Origin of the sequence: Kiloniella majae (assembly GCF_002118315.1) — a bacterium.
Taxonomy (GTDB): Bacteria; Pseudomonadota; Alphaproteobacteria; order Kiloniellales; family Kiloniellaceae; genus Kiloniella; species Kiloniella majae.
Map to the genome: position 1 here is coordinate 471811 of NZ_MTSZ01000001.1, position 14714 is coordinate 486524.

General features: G+C 44.8%; 16 protein-coding genes. 6 read left to right on the top strand and 10 right to left on the bottom strand.

All coding sequences use genetic code 11. The annotated features are described in order from the left end of the window. The first annotated feature begins 30 nt into the window (after positions 1 to 30). Complete coding sequence (locus BKB51_RS02250; RefSeq protein WP_085899465.1) at positions 31 to 399, top strand: SPW repeat domain-containing protein; 369 nt, start codon at positions 31 to 33, stop codon at positions 397 to 399. Between the two features lie 58 nt (positions 400 to 457). Here the strand turns inward: BKB51_RS02250 and BKB51_RS02255 are convergent, their stop codons facing one another. The 5 genes from BKB51_RS02255 to BKB51_RS02275 form a co-directional block, all read right to left on the bottom strand. Beyond that, a complete protein-coding gene (locus BKB51_RS02255) occupies positions 458 to 1741 on the bottom strand; it encodes an MFS transporter (RefSeq protein ID WP_085899466.1) in 1284 nt (427 codons plus the stop codon). Between the two features lie 223 nt (positions 1742 to 1964). Beyond that, on the bottom strand, positions 1965 to 2828 hold the full coding sequence (locus BKB51_RS02260) for a glycerophosphoryl diester phosphodiesterase membrane domain-containing protein (RefSeq protein WP_085899467.1): 864 nt from the start codon (positions 2826 to 2828) through the stop codon (positions 1965 to 1967). Positions 2829 to 2892: 64 nt separating this feature from the next. Beyond that, complete coding sequence (locus tag BKB51_RS02265) at positions 2893 to 3555, bottom strand: HAD family hydrolase (protein WP_158090117.1); 663 nt, start codon at positions 3553 to 3555, stop codon at positions 2893 to 2895. Between the two features lie 117 nt (positions 3556 to 3672). Then, positions 3673 to 4167, bottom strand: a complete 495-nt coding sequence (locus tag BKB51_RS02270; RefSeq protein ID WP_085899469.1) for a GNAT family N-acetyltransferase — start codon at positions 4165 to 4167, stop codon at positions 3673 to 3675. Positions 4168 to 4323: 156 nt separating this feature from the next. Further along, positions 4324 to 4611 carry a DUF1330 domain-containing protein gene (locus BKB51_RS02275; protein WP_085899470.1) on the bottom strand — a complete coding sequence of 96 codons (288 nt, stop codon included), beginning with the start codon at positions 4609 to 4611 and terminating at the stop codon, positions 4324 to 4326. Between the two features lie 115 nt (positions 4612 to 4726). Here BKB51_RS02275 and BKB51_RS02280 point away from each other — a divergent pair, with 115 nt between their 5' ends. Together BKB51_RS02280 and BKB51_RS02285 are read left to right on the top strand one after the other, a co-directional pair. Further along, complete coding sequence (locus BKB51_RS02280; protein ID WP_085899471.1) at positions 4727 to 5611, top strand: LysR family transcriptional regulator; 885 nt, start codon at positions 4727 to 4729, stop codon at positions 5609 to 5611. Positions 5612 to 5892: 281 nt separating this feature from the next. Then, positions 5893 to 6819, top strand: a complete 927-nt coding sequence (locus tag BKB51_RS02285; RefSeq protein ID WP_085899472.1) for a dihydrodipicolinate synthase family protein — start codon at positions 5893 to 5895, stop codon at positions 6817 to 6819. 120 nt (positions 6820 to 6939) lie between these two features. Here BKB51_RS02285 and BKB51_RS02290 read toward each other — a convergent pair whose 3' ends face one another. Both BKB51_RS02290 and BKB51_RS02295 read right to left on the bottom strand, forming a co-directional pair. After that, the gene (locus tag BKB51_RS02290) at positions 6940 to 8136 is read right to left on the bottom strand and encodes an ATP-binding protein (protein ID WP_085899473.1); all 1197 of its coding nucleotides are present in this window, start codon (positions 8134 to 8136) and stop codon (positions 6940 to 6942) included. Next, complete coding sequence (locus BKB51_RS02295; RefSeq protein WP_085899474.1) at positions 8133 to 8675, bottom strand: heme NO-binding domain-containing protein; 543 nt, start codon at positions 8673 to 8675, stop codon at positions 8133 to 8135. Before BKB51_RS02295 ends, BKB51_RS02290 begins: the two co-directional genes overlap by 4 nt. A gap of 323 nt (positions 8676 to 8998) precedes the next feature. Here BKB51_RS02295 and BKB51_RS02300 point away from each other — a divergent pair, with 323 nt between their 5' ends. Next, entirely contained in the window at positions 8999 to 9640 is a 642-nt protein-coding gene (locus BKB51_RS02300) for an LbetaH domain-containing protein (RefSeq protein WP_085899475.1), read from the top strand. Here the strand turns inward: BKB51_RS02300 and BKB51_RS02305 are convergent. Then, entirely contained in the window at positions 9631 to 10644 is a 1014-nt protein-coding gene (locus BKB51_RS02305; RefSeq protein ID WP_085899476.1) for a helix-turn-helix transcriptional regulator, read from the bottom strand. The genes BKB51_RS02300 and BKB51_RS02305 overlap by 10 nt on opposite strands. Before the next feature lie 158 nt (positions 10645 to 10802). Here BKB51_RS02305 and BKB51_RS02310 point away from each other — a divergent pair, with 158 nt between their 5' ends. Together BKB51_RS02310 and BKB51_RS02315 are read left to right on the top strand one after the other, a co-directional pair. After that, the gene (locus BKB51_RS02310; RefSeq protein ID WP_085899477.1) at positions 10803 to 11279 is read left to right on the top strand and encodes a DUF1579 domain-containing protein; all 477 of its coding nucleotides are present in this window, start codon (positions 10803 to 10805) and stop codon (positions 11277 to 11279) included. A 225-nt stretch (positions 11280 to 11504) separates the two neighbouring features. Then, complete coding sequence (locus tag BKB51_RS02315; RefSeq protein ID WP_198946603.1) at positions 11505 to 12293, top strand: sulfite exporter TauE/SafE family protein; 789 nt, start codon at positions 11505 to 11507, stop codon at positions 12291 to 12293. A 53-nt stretch (positions 12294 to 12346) separates the two neighbouring features. On the opposite strand, the gene BKB51_RS02320 is transcribed toward BKB51_RS02315, so the two are convergent. Together BKB51_RS02320 and BKB51_RS02325 are read right to left on the bottom strand one after the other, a co-directional pair. Further along, positions 12347 to 12733 (bottom strand): response regulator, encoded by a 387-nt coding sequence (locus tag BKB51_RS02320; RefSeq protein WP_085899478.1) that lies wholly within the window; start codon positions 12731 to 12733, stop codon positions 12347 to 12349. A gap of 94 nt (positions 12734 to 12827) precedes the next feature. After that, positions 12828 to 14402, bottom strand: coding sequence for a PAS domain-containing hybrid sensor histidine kinase/response regulator (locus BKB51_RS02325; protein ID WP_085899479.1), 1575 nt, complete (start codon positions 14400 to 14402; stop codon positions 12828 to 12830). Between the last annotated feature and the right edge of the window lie 312 nt (positions 14403 to 14714).

Genomic DNA, 14714 nt, shown 5'->3' on the forward strand with positions numbered 1-14714 from the left:
GAACGAACTTAAATGTAAAGGATGCTTAAAATGATACCGCGTTTTGTCACCAAGAATATTCACGCCTACCTCGATTACCCTGTTGCGATCAGCCTCATCGTCCTTCCCTTTCTTCTTAATCTGGGCAGCAGTCACCCTGTCGCTATGTGGCTTTCCGTTGTCACCGGCGTGGCCGCTTTTATACTGACGCTCCTTACGGATCATCATCTGGGTATAATCCGAGTTTTACCCTACAAACTGCACTTGGCCGTTGATTTTGCTGTTGGTGTCCTTTTTGCCCTGATCCCCTTTATCCTGAGCTTTAATGGCATCGATGCAATCTATTATTGGGCAAACGGTCTCGCCGTTCTGACTGTTGTCAGTCTTCACAAGCCAGAAGAAACCATGCAACTGGCGTGATTGAGCAAGGATACAAATAACAACAGAACCTGTCCTGAACCAAGGGCGGGTTCTGTTGTTATGTATGATAGCCTTCGGTAACAACTTGGCTGTCCGCCTTTATGTTATTTGGGGCAATATCATTTGGTTTGGAAACAGTTACCTGTCTCCGAACACCCAGCCTTGGATGTAATTGCCCCGCAACAGCCCATGCCGCAAACATGCCAAGCCCCGCGGTTGCAAAGAGCGCCGAGATAGGCGCGACAAGCAAAACCAGCCACGCAACACCCGGGCTGATAATACCGGATACGTCCCGAAAGGTAGAATAAACCGCAGACATTTCTGTCCGTTCCGATGGTCTGACTGCCATCAGAAAGGGTAACCCCGCACAGATATCCAGCAGAATAAGAAACAGTGTTCCAAGTAACAGAAACCCGACTGTTATCCACGGTAATGACGCGCTGAAAGTCGCCGCAACAAAAACGCCGCCACCAACTAAAAAACCAACACGTATTGCATAGCGAACAGAGTTCCGCTCAATCCACATCAACATAAAGGGTGTCAGGAACAACAAGCTGTTGGAAATTGACAAAGCAATCCCGCCAATACGTTCATCCAGCCCGGCTTCTACCGCGTAAATTGGTAGATAAACGATATAAACCCACCAGCTACAGGACTTTATAACCGCAAACAACCATCCGGCAATCAGTCTTGGTTGCACAAAAAAGTGTTGAATAAAGGCCACAGGGTTAGGCGTGGGAGCCCGCGCTTTTGTAATGAGTTTCCCATCTCCGAGACGCATCCACCAAAACACGACAAGCAACACAGTCGCGCCCAAGGCCGAAACCAGAAATGGTGCAGGCGTCCACCACTGTAACAACCAGACCCCGCCCGCAGGTCCCGCTGACCATGCCAATGCGCTGTAGAATAATCTCAGGGTTTCAGATCGCTTCAGCTCAACCTTGGCAACGTAATCCAGAACATAGGCGTTAAAACAAACAAAGAGGATCACCACCGCAACGGTATAGGAAAAAAGAGCCAGCGCGATTGAAATGGCTGAACCCTCTATCGCCAGAAAAGAGCTGACAATAAAAAGCACGGCCCCCAACGAATACATCCAGCGACGGGGAATAAAGCGTGTCAACCAGGGCACCAGTAGCCCGCAGACAAGCGAGATAATCCCCACAAAGAAATATATTTCGGAAACAACCAGCGTATCCTGAAATGCCCGATACATCACAAGGGGAAAAACAGAGATCAAAATACCGCGGGAAATTGATTCAATACCGGACAGAACAGCAAAGCCCTTTGCCCCCGGCGTCGGGGCATGACGAAGCCATTCGGGAATTCGACGTTGGAACATCTAATCACCTCATAACCTGTTGGTTTTAAAAGAGCATGTTTTTTAAATGCCGTCTCTCTTATCACCGACAAGAATGATGGTTTTTTAGGTGAACCTGTCTTATTTACGCCGTTTGTGATGCCTCCATTGTCAAGGGCAACACAACGTTAATAACGCACAGCAGCGTTTGCTTCAATTATTGAACAAATCACAAATATGGGGGTTATTTTTTGATCAGGAAATATTAATCCTGCGTCAAATCTGTCTCTTGCATCGCCAAAAGGCGTGCATAGGCCGCTGTCCAAAGAGCAACGGTGAACACAAGCATCAGCCCCCATTGGACAAAAAGAACGAAAGTTTGAACGAAAACATCCGGCGAGCCTAACAGCATGTCAAAGAGATCAGGAAATTCAGCCAAAAAAGTGAAACAAGCCCAAATGACCGCGCCCAAAATTGCGGCGACAACTAAGTTAAGAAGAAACAGACCAAGAATAGCAAAATAATTGCCCTTACTGAGTTCTAGCGTACGCTTTAAAGCCTTAATAAAACTTGTTTTTTCTATAACCGTTAGCGGCATTAGGATAAAAAACAAAATACTGAATATATAGGTTGGCGCTTGTATAACGATATCCAGAACAACAGGGTATTCACTCAAGATACCTCCTGAATTGTCGAAAATCAGAAAAGCATTCACCCAAACATCATAAATATACACTTCAACTGTTGGGTAAACCACCTTAGCAATAATCAAAAAGATAAGAAGAACCGCATTAAAACGTAAAAATTCTTTGGGAAGCCACGTACCAGCCTCTTTACTGTCAGAATGGCGCAGTTGCTGAAAACAGCGCCAGGAAACCAACCAATAGAGAGTGTATGTAAGTAACACGACAATAGCCGTGTGGCCTAGATAGAGAAAACGTGTTTCACCGTTTGTAATCCCGGTGATAAAATCAGGAACTACTCCTATAGGCGAGAGGGCACTCCCCGTCACGAAGACAACTGCTATTAGCGCGAAGTATAAAAAATTACGCCCCCAAAGACTAAAAGCTTCCAACAGTGTATCAAAAACAGGAAGTTTTACGGGAATAGTCGAAGGAATTGCTGTCATTGCGAACGCTCTTTTTCTTCTAAAGGTTGATATTTATATTATCAGCACACTGCAAAAACAACCTCTAAGCCAAAAACTGTTCCCGTACTTTGTGCAAGCTTTCCATTACCGCGATGCAGAGACCCGAGATTTCATCGGTTGGGGCCAACATGTCGGGCACCATAATGGTTTGCAAGCCTGCCCCATGGGCAGATCTTACACCGTTATGTGAGTCTTCCAATGCGAGACAGCTTTGCGGCGATACGCCCAAATACTTTGTCGCCAGTAAATAAGGTTCCGGATCTGGCTTGCCACGGGTCACATCCCCCGACGTCACAATAGTCGAAAAATAGGGCATCACCCCGGCATGGGTCAGATGGCTTTCGGCACGCCGTCTGCTCGTTGAGGTCGCAACAGCAACAGGCAGATCCCGTTCTGCCAAGAGAGCCAGCAGTTCCTCTGCACCTGTTTTCAGCGGCACATGACGGGCGAATTCAATTTCCAATAATTCATGCATTTTGCTATTGAATTCATCAAACGGAAAATCGTTTCCCATCCCTTTACGGATAATATCTTCACCGGCCTGCATGGTAAGGCCGACCACAGACTTGTACAGTTCTTCACTAAGCTCGAAACCCAATTCCTTCGCCGCATCAACAGAAGCGCGCAGATAGATTATTTCGGAATCAATCAAAAGCCCGTCCATATCAAAAACAACGGCATGTAACTCATCGGCATTAAAGGGCATAGAAACGCACTTCCTCATTCAAAGGCAGAAAGAATTGAAACAAAGAAATTTAATTGGGCAGGACAAGCAGGACAAAAAGACCAAGAAAAGATAAAGGCCTATAGAAAAACAAAAACATTATTTACGCGCGGGAAGCTTTCGTAAAGTCATTCCGTACTTATCTTCGTCAGAAAAGCCCAGACTTTCATAGAATCCTTTGGCACCGCCGTCTTTGCGACCCTTGCCCGTCAAGAGCATGATTTTATAGGCATTGGCTTCCCATGCCATATCAATGGCCCGCTCCATAACCTGTCTGCCCAGTCCCTGTCCGCGATATTCCTGTGACGTAATCACATTTTCAATCAGAGCATAAGGCCGCCCGAGATAGGTCATATTGGGCAACACATGCAGCGTGACGATTGCACAGACAGGGGCACAGATTTGTCGAGCCACCGCCTTTGCCTCACTCTCTTGATCGACAGCAACAACAACCGACGTGCCGGGATGTGCCAGTAAAGTCCGCCACTGCGCCAATCCCTCTTCCCCTGAAATTCCGGGAACAGCCCCACCAAACTCGGCATAGAGTTCAACGGCGAAGGCATAATCTGTTTCTCTGGCAAGACGGATTAACATTGAAAAACCTGTTGCGAGATGACGTTTTAAATGATGGCTTTAAAAGAGCTAACGGTAGGACTTAAGCACACACACTCTATCCCCTTACAAATCAAAATTTCAACAAAGAAAGCCAGCTGAATTATAGCAACTGGCTTTCTTATACCTATCTCGTTCCTATGCTGCATCGAAAGCAGAAAGCACCATGTTTGCACCGGCTTCACGGGCGGTGGTCAAAGCCTGATATTCCGGCGACTGATAAAAGGCATTTAGCTTGTTCTGATCAGGAAAACGGAAAACTGCGGTACTTGGCAGTGGGTCTGTTCCTGTGAGAACTTTATCGGCCCCGCCTTTGAACAATAGCTCCCCGCCGAAAGAAGCAATAATCGGAGCTGCTGCTTTTGAATAGGCCGCCAGTTTAGTGGGGTCTTTAACGTCGAAATGAGCAACAAAATATGCAAACATGTTGTGGTTCCTTTTTGAATAAATAACAATGTTGAATGGGTAAAAGCACTCTCACACACATGCATAAAAACCGTAAATAGATAGATTTACATATAAACCATGCTATATTGCATGGATGAAAAATTGGGATGATCTGCGTATATTTCTTGCCGTTGCCCGCTGTGGATCAATCACAGCCGGGGCGGCACAGCTCGGGCTTGATCAAAGCACCGTGTCACGCAAACTCCAGTCCTTTGAAGAAAGACTGGGTCTTAACCTCTTTATCGGGACAGCCAAGCGCAACACCCTCAGTCCGTCCGGACACCGAATCTTTGAGGGCGCCGCCCGACTGGAAAAAGAGGTCGAGGATATCAACCAGAACATTGCCGGGTTGAGCGAGGAACAAGGCGGCACAATTCATATCGTCACAACTGATATTCTCTCGAACCATCTGCTGATGTCTGTGACATCCGAATTTCTGCTAGAATATCCTGATATTAACCTACGCATTCGCACGCAGGAGATGGATGGTAAAGATACATCCAACACCCCATTTCCTGGGGATTTGGCGCTCTATGCCACCAACTCCCCCAACGAAGATCTCTTTGGTCGCAAGCTGGCAACCGCTACCTTTGCGTCCTATGCATCCCGGGATTATCTCGACAGCTTAAAGGGTGATTTCGACAATATTGTCTGGCTCAACTGGGACGATGGCACAGCGACACCCACGTGGCCCAGACTGGCCCCGGAGATTCCAGATCATATGTGCCGACTGCGCAGTGATTCCGTCGCTACATTACTCGAAGCCGTGCGCTTTGGCATCGGGGCCACCATCCTCCCCTGCTTTATAGGCGAGCAAGATCCCAACCTCGTCCGCCTCGCCCCCGGCCAAACCGTCAGCCAGCGCGACATCTGGTTACTAATGCACAAAGACCTGCGCCGCGTCCCCCGCATCCGCACCTTTATCGACGTCTTCGTCCAACGGGTTCAGGAACGGAAAGGCATTATTGAGAGCGATTGATGACATTTTGAGTATTGATCGCATGTTTCTCCAAGAGATCAAGCCGATCACGCTGAGAAGTGTTGCCGTTAATATGAGGTCAAACTTCGTGTAATTGCCACTCATTATAGCTTCAGCTCCAATTGCCCGGCCTCACACCCCGGCCTTACAAATTATACAGTGGCCCTATCCCAGAAAAATTAATGGCTCTATGCCTCGTGAAAAGAAATCAATAAGACGAAGAGAATTATTGATAAATCACCAAGGCTTATACACCTCACTTCTTCAGCCAGGAAACGATCATGTCACTTTTTCACGGCCTCTCTGCCTTCCCCATAACACCGACAGATAAGGATGGTCGGATAAACAGCGATGCACTTTGTCTTTTGCTGGAACGGATCGTCAAGGCCGGGCCTGATTCCGGAGGGGATTCCGGGGTTAACTCTATTGGGCTGCTGGGCAGTACGGGCGGTTACGCCTATCTGACAAGGTCTGAGCGGCAACATGCCGTTTCTGTGGCTGCCGACTTCGTTGATGGTCGTGTTCCCCTGATTGTTGGCATTGGCGCACTCAGAACAGATGAAGTACAGCACTTGGCAAGAGATGCCCGCGATGCTGGGGCAGATGGCTTGTTACTGGCCCCTGTTTCCTACGCACCTTTGACTCAAGAAGAAGTCTATCAACATTTTGTTGCGGTTGCCGGGGTCACAGACCTTCCCATTTGCATTTATAATAACCCCGGCACAACCCATTTCACCTTTTCACTGGATCTTTTAAAACGTCTCTCGCAATTAGAGACCATTGCCGCGGTCAAAATGCCCTTACCGCAAGGTCAGGATATAGAGGCCGATCTGACGCACCTTCGCCAAAAGACTGCCCACAAGGATAGCTTTGCTATTGGCTATAGTGGCGACTGGGGTTGTGCCGCAGGTCTTCTTGCCGGGGCTGATACATGGTACAGCGTGATTGGCGGTCTTTTTCCGTCACAAGCGATGAAATTGGCAAAAGCTGCGCAAGCTGGTGACGTTCAAGAGGTTCAGCGGATCGATCGTTTTTTCCAACCGTTCTGGACGCTATTCAAAGAGTTTGGTGGTATGAGGGTTATGTATTCTGCCGCAAATATTCTGTCACTCTCTGATGCATCTCCACACTTGCCAATCCTGCCACTAGGCGCTGTAGATAAAGAACGAGCAATAAAAGCCATTAATTCCTTGGACAAACTGGGTTAAAGATCGTTTGGCATCTGTAAATATGTGCCACTTGCGCAGTGATACCGCCGCCATTCTGCACGACGTAATGCCCTATGGCAGTGGTTCCTGCGCCGTATTCTCTCGGTACAGTTCTAAAAGTTATTTGTTCGGTAAAGCTGGTTGCTGAAGAATACGTTCGCTTGGAAAAACAATTTCAACCTTTGTACCGGCCCCCTCATCACTGCTAATTGTGATATTTCCATTGTGCAACATTACAAATGACTTTGCGATATACAACCCAAGACCGCTGCCTTCATATTCACGGGTATGCACTTTTTGAATTTGTCGAAACGGCTCAAACACTGTTTCTAAACAATCCGATTTTATGCCAACGCCGTTATCGCAAATCTCAATCACTAACTGTTCTTCGATAGATAAATAGGATCGTAATGAGATCTTACCGCCTTGAGGTGTGAACTTTATCGCATTAGATAGTACGTTGTTTATGATGTGATTTACTTTTTCAGGGTCAGCAAATATCAATGCGGTACTGTCATCAAGCTGAAGATTAATCGTAATATTTTCTTGCTGTGCTGTCGCTTTAATCTTGTGAATACATGAGTTGAGTATCTCTGTAATGTCGCACTCGATGTCATGTAATTCTATCTGTCCAGATTCAAGTTTAGCGACGGTGAACACGTCATTAACAACGGAAAGAAGATTATGACCCGCAATATTTATGTCATCAGCATAGGCAATGTATTCACTTCCTATTGGCCCATTTATTTCATTTCTTAAAAGATCAGAGAAGCCAATTATAGAGTTGAGCGGTGTACGTAATTCATGGCTCATCGTAGCGAGAAAGGACGTCTTGGCGGCATTGGCATCTTGTGCTTCTTTGGTTGTCTTTTGTAATGCTTTCGTCATTTCGCTTAAGTCTTGTAATAGCGTGTCTTTTGCTTGCAACGTCCCGAAATAAAAATGAAGAGGATTGCTGGGCGCAAAATCGGTCATTTTAAGGTTTGAACTGGTGATTTCATCGATCGTGACTAACACAGGATAACCAGCAAAAAGAACATGACTATCACTAGGGTAAAACGCACCGTTAAAAAGAATTTTGTCTGACGTTGATCGCAAAGAAATAGGTTTCTTTAAGATGAAATCCAAATCTTCCAATGACCAGTTTACCCTAGGCCGTTCTAAAATAAATATGTCACCAACAGTTTTCCCAATCTGAATTTCGGGAATAATTTTTTCAAGATTCCCGCCAAACTCTGTAATAGAAAAATCTTTTCCAAAAACAAAATAATATCCTATCGCTTCAAGTAACGTATTGCTATCTATCGATGTTTTCATATTTTCTCTATTAAATATTCATCATATTTGATTAAATCGGAGCGCGTTTGTTCAATTGTCACATGGGCGGGGTAACTAAATTTCTCGCAAAGTCCTTTCAACAGACCTTTGACAAAATAGGTAAGTCCATCCCGATTGCTCATATAACGAACACAAATAGTATCCGCATTAACATGCTTACAAAGAAATGAAGGCGGAGATAAATCAGTTAATTGCGCCCCCAATGCTGCATGCAAGGAATCAAGATTATTCAAGAATGTAAAGATTGTGTCGCCATAGAGTTCATAATAAATCCCCCACGGTCCATCAGCAGTTTCCTTTATCCAGCCCCGACCAAGGGTTTCCAATAACAAATCAATATCAATATCCAGGGTCTCAACGGACTTTTTGATGATTAAAAAAGTTATCTCATCAGGATATTGTTGTAATTGCGAGAAATGAGGAATTTCAGGAATACTGGCAATAATATCAATCCACTTTTGTTCACCATAGGTGGTTTGTATCGTTTGAATAATATGCCTGTTCACCATTCCAAACATGTTGGGACCCCAAAGGGATAAATCGCTTTTCTATTATAGCTTTAAATATAACTTATTTTGATACCTATAATAATTAGTAAATAAACCTATAGGATACAAAACCAACTTGAGTTACTTATCCGATCATTACCCATGACCTGCAATTCATTCTGGATAACAAGATCAAAAAATCAGACCTAGTTGGCTACGAGTTCTCCAGGTAATATCAACACGTTATTGTCTGGGTGATGCCCTTGCCAAATCATTTATTTCAACCAATAAAAATTCTTTACAAAAACAACTATAAATCAATACTGTAGAAAACATTCTCACAGGATTGATACATGATCACCAACGACCATTTTCTCGCCAAAATTGATGCTCAACGCAAAGACAATGGCTTCCGTACTTTGGGCGAAACGATGGAACTCACTACGTGTGGCAATACGATCCTTGATCCCTTCTCGACCTTGATTTCTGTGCATGCAAAGATTGGAAGAGGCAACATCTTCTATCCTGGTATTGTTATTCGCGCTGACAATGCTGAAACAATCATGCTTGGCAATGGAAATACCTTTCATGCCCAGACCTATCTGGAAGCCAATGGTGGGACAATCATCATAGGTTCAAACAATCAGTTTGGCCCCGAAGGCGGCGTGACAATCAAGGCAAACAACCCCGACAGCGCTATTCATATCGGTGATCACGGCAGATATCTGGGCGGCGTTACCATCCTCGGTAATTCAACCCTTGGCAACGGTGCACAAATTCTAGGAAGCATTACCTTTGAAAGCTCTTCATTAGAAGCCGGTGGTTCCTTTACCGAGCAAGATCCTGATTTACGGGCCGCTGTCGCCAAAGGCCAAGGACTGATCCGTAACCAAAGCATTCAACAAGGGCACGTCGCTGTTATAGGGGAAGCGTCTCATCTTATAAACATTCTCCCTCAATCACATTTTCATCTCAAGAAAACATATCAAGAGTAAAAATCCGCCATTGTCCTCACTTTAACTTTCATTTCATCAACAAGCTCTTTTGGCCCTAAAACCTGACAATTTGTCCCTAGTTGCATGATATCAGCACAGGCATTCTCTATCGTTTCAATCGGGATCGTAATTTTGGCAAACCCGTCCGCATCAGGTTCTGGTTTGTTTTCCATCACAGCCCTTACAACTGGCTCACCTAACCGTGGCAGTTGGCGGAGGCCTTCTTTGTTTATCCGTAACGTCGCCTTATCCCGATAAATATTCTCTTCATATCGACGAACAGCCTTGCGCCATACATCCGCCAAATCAAAACTCTTTGGACGACTGAAACTTTCGCCCAAAACAGTTACTTGCTGAAACTTTCCAACCCGGTAAATACGCTCATTGCCAGCAATGTAATCCCCCCAATCTTTATCTCTGTTGTCTTTTTCGCTACAGGCCTTAACCGCAATAGCAACCAGATACCATTTCCCACCTTTGACAACTAGCCCCAGAGGACATAACTCTCGCTGGACTTCTCCGCGCCAGCTTTCATACACACAGGAAATTTTACGCAAGTTCCAGACGGCATCCGCAAGGTCCCGAAGATCTTCGGCGGGCTCTTCCATCCCGAACCATGAAACAGGATCCACATGGACACAGGCGGATATTTTGCCAATGAAATCCTTTTGTGATGCAGATAATGTCCCCAGAACTTTCTCCTGACCGCTCAGCATTGCGCTCTGTAACCCCAGCTGCCTGACCTGATCCGGCATACCGGAAAGTAATAGCGCTTCAGCCTCAATCGTCGTCAGACCTGTTGCCGGCATCTGCCATCCATCCAAAAGCTGAAAGCCTCCTGCGCGGCCCCGGTCAGCGTAAACAGGGACGCCTGAAAAGCTCAGATGATCCATATCGCGATAGATTGTGCGGACAGAGACTTCCAGATCTTTCGACAGTTTTTCCGCCGTAACCTGTCCCTTTTGTAGTCGCATCAGAATGGAAAGAAGACGAGACGCCCGCATTTATTTTTTGCCCACAAATAATACCTGACATTATTTGACAGGTATAAAGAATTATCTTCCCCAGGCATAGAGGCTTTTCAAATGAATATGCCAAGATCAACCCAATAACCTGACAGGCACGATGCCTCAATCTGGTAAAAAAATAAGAGAAACAAAATATGACACAACCACAAGCCGCAGCTTTCGACTTTCTCCTCGGTAAATGGAACGTGCGCCACAGGCGATTAAAAGAACGCCTTTACGGTTGTGAAGACTGGCAGGAATTTTCGGGACAAATGCACGCGCAACCCATTTTGGGCGGACAAGGTAATATGGATGATAATCTTCTCAATCTGCCCGATGGCCCTTATCGAGCGATTTCCTTGCGCACTTACGATCCTGAAAATGATATCTGGGCAATCTGGTGGCTGGACAATCGTACGCCACACAATCTGGATGTTCCTGTCAAAGGATGGTTTGAAGGAGGAAAAGGAACCTTCTTCGCTGATGATATCCTGAACGGTATCCCCATCAAGGTTCGCTTTCAATGGACCCGTATCGCCACGGCCACGCCCCGTTGGGAACAAGCCTTTTCATCAGATGGCGGCCTAACCTGGGAAGGTAACTGGACTATGGACTTTTCCAAACAGGAATAGCCTTCACCTGTCTAAAGAAGCGTGTAATGAGATACAGGGGGTTCTTGCCCCTGTATCAGAGGGAAGTTGCACCATACAAAATTATAAGACTGCCCCTAATTGGGTCTCGTCCTTATGCAACGTAAAACGCACCCAAGAAAAATTTCTTTGTTTTCGTAAACTCTATCATTTTGCCGCTGACTTATTCTTCCATACAGAATAACTAAAGTTTGTTAAGGTCGTCTGATGTTTGAGCTGATGCCTGCCTCCGAAACTATTGTTGTTATATTCCTCGTGTTTCTGCTCGCCGGGACTGTGAAGGGTATTGTTGGACTTGGTTTACCAACAATCTGCTTGGGACTTTTGACTGTTACTCTGGACCTTTCCAGTGCCATGATCTTGCTGTTGGTGCCGTCTTTGACCACCAATCTATGGCAGGCCTTGGTCGGGGGAAATTTCATCAAGCTGATCAGGCGACTTTGGTCCTTTTTCCTGTTCGCGAGTATCTTCATTATCCTTGGCGCTCTATTCGCCACCAACTTTCCAACAGATACTCTGTCCATTCTCTTGGGGGCTCTTCTGGTACTGTATGGCACAAGCAGCCTTTTGGGGTTACAGCTGAATCTATCAAAACAAAAGCAACGTTGGTGTGGCCCTGTGTTTGGGGCAATCAATGGTATTTTCACCGGTATGGCAGGCTCTTTTGTCGTTCCCGGTGTCTTGTATCTGCAAGCCATTGGCCTTCGCCGCGATGCTCTTGTTCAGGCAATGGGAATTCTTTTCTGTCTCTCGACCTTGGGGTTGGGTATCAGTATATGGGCGATCTCGATTGAAAGCCCGGGTAAAAAGAACGAAACCTTATATGGTACAGAACTTATCATTCTTTCCTGTGTGGCTCTGATACCGACCATGGTTGGCATGATAATCGGTCAGAAAATAAGAACCCACTTATCAGAAAGCCTGTTCAGGCGCTTTCTCTTTATGGCGCTGCTTATTTTAGGGCTTTATATTATCGCGAAAACAATTATCGCCTAGGCAACTAGTGTGAATACAGTTCTTGGTTAATAACGAAGAAACAGCGACAGGATCTAGATGCAGGGGATAATCTCATCAGTTTTCAAAACCTGTTCCGTGATCTCCTTTAAATTTCCAATTTTCACAGGCTTTTTGATATAAGCGCGGCATCCATTTTCATAAGACTTGGCAATCACATTCTCACTGGTATTTGCACTCACCATGACAATTGGAAGTTTGGGCTGTTTCAAAACATCGCGAATGTATTTCACCGCATCAACACCGTTCATTTTCGGCAGATTGATATCCATATAAACCAGATCAAAATCCTGCTCCATAAGCATATCAAACCCGTCTTCTGCTGTTTCTGCACAAAACAGTTTCTCCCCCCATAACTGTTCCACAAACAAGGAGAGGATACGTGTATTCAATGGTTGATCTTCAATATAGAGAAACTTCATGTCACCTCTTCTACGACAGGAAAATACCTCACTATATTACTCTGTTATTTATATAAAACTGCACGCATTATAAAATTGTACCATGGTTTTAGAATTATAAATGGCGTTCCAGCACCTTGACCGTTTCAATCAAATCAATGGGTTTCGTAATTGTTTCACTGAACTTTTGCCTTTTGATCTTTTTCATCGTCGGCTCGGAAAGATCTGCGGTAATGGCAATAACCGGCGGTACTTTAAGATGTTGTTGCTCAAGACACTTCATCGCCTCGATACCACTCATTCCCGGTAAATTGATATCCATAAAAATTATATCGCACCGATGGTTTGTAATATAATCAAGACCACTTTCTGCTGAGGGACAGCTATCAACTGTCATATCAGGATAAACCTTGTTTATAATCCCTCTTAACAAATCGACATTGGAAGGATTGTCTTCAATATAGAGAACATGGCCCGCTGGTTTAGTAAGTCTCTTCCCCATATAGTTTTTCAACTCTCCATCGCTTATATGAAATTTCTCATTTTCTTCACCCACAGGTAAATCAATCCAGAACTGGCTCCCTTCGCAAGTACTGGAAAAACCAATATCACCCTTCATCATTCGGATGATTTTTCGGGTGATGGAAAGCCCGACACCGCTGCCCTCTATTATGGAGTTTTCATGCCCCAAGCGATCAAAAGGTGTGAAGAGTTTATCATGGAGTTCAAGGGGTATACCATGTCCGGTATCAATCACATTAATGCGGACAAAGGAACTTTTCAGTTTTCTGTACGAGATAAAAACAGAGCCATCGTTTCGGTTATATTTGATCCCGTTGCTAATCAGATTAATTAAACACTGCCTTAGCCTTAATCTATCCGCGTGGATAAATGTTTTTCCGATATTTTCCGGTTTGAATATCACTTTGACATTGTGGCTGGATGCCAGAAATTTTGTGAGATCCATACATTCTTCTACGATTTCCGATACGTCGATATCTTCTGGATAAACGGCGACAATTCCGGATTCAATCTTGGAAAGGTCAAGTACATCATCAATCAAGCGTAATAAATGATCACCGCTTTTTAAAATATGTTCCACAGCCTCCTGATAAAGGTCGTATTTTATATCTTTCTCGTCAGTGATTTGTAAAAGTTGGGCAAACCCCAGAATAGTATTTAGGGGAGTTCGCAATTCATGACTCATGGACGACAGAAAATGTGACTTCGCAAGGTTAGCACGCTCGGCCTCTTCTTTCGCATCAATAATATCTCTTTCAGCCCTGACCTTTTCTGTCAGATCCCGTAAAATTCCCGTGAAATATACCTTATCCCCGACTTTCAGCTCGCTGACCGCCAGATACATGGATATTTCCCGGCCAGATTTGGTTTTACCCTCGACAATGCGTCCAATACCAATAATTTTGTTGGGGCCACCCGCCATAAAATTCGACAGATACTGATCATGTTCAGAGCTATAACGTCTGGGCATCAGGATCTTGACGTTCTCGCCAATAAGCTCTTCTTCTGCGTAGCCAAAAATTCTGAGAGTAGCCGGATTGACCATTTGAATAATGCCAAGATGATCAATAACGATCATGCCATCCACAACGGTTTGCCAAATGGATTGAAACAAAGGCGAATTGTTTTGGCTCCCAGATAAATCTCCGGATAGATCGATACTGCTCATCGGCAATTTCTCGTTATTATTGCAATCAGCATTCACTACTTATCACGTTACGCGGGATTACTTAAGGATGTATTACCCATAGAATAACACCCCTTAAATAAGAAAAAATATGTCACTAAACAGGGTCATTCGACCAGTAATGAAAAACGATTATATATGGGAGAGGATAACAATAATAAACCAGATCACGCCTATCTTAAGGTATTGATACAAAAATAATTTTCACGTCATTAACTATCAACAAAAGACAAAGCCTCAGCCTGGAATCAGGCACTCTATGGCGCGCTTAAATCGTTTAACGAGAAGAGATAT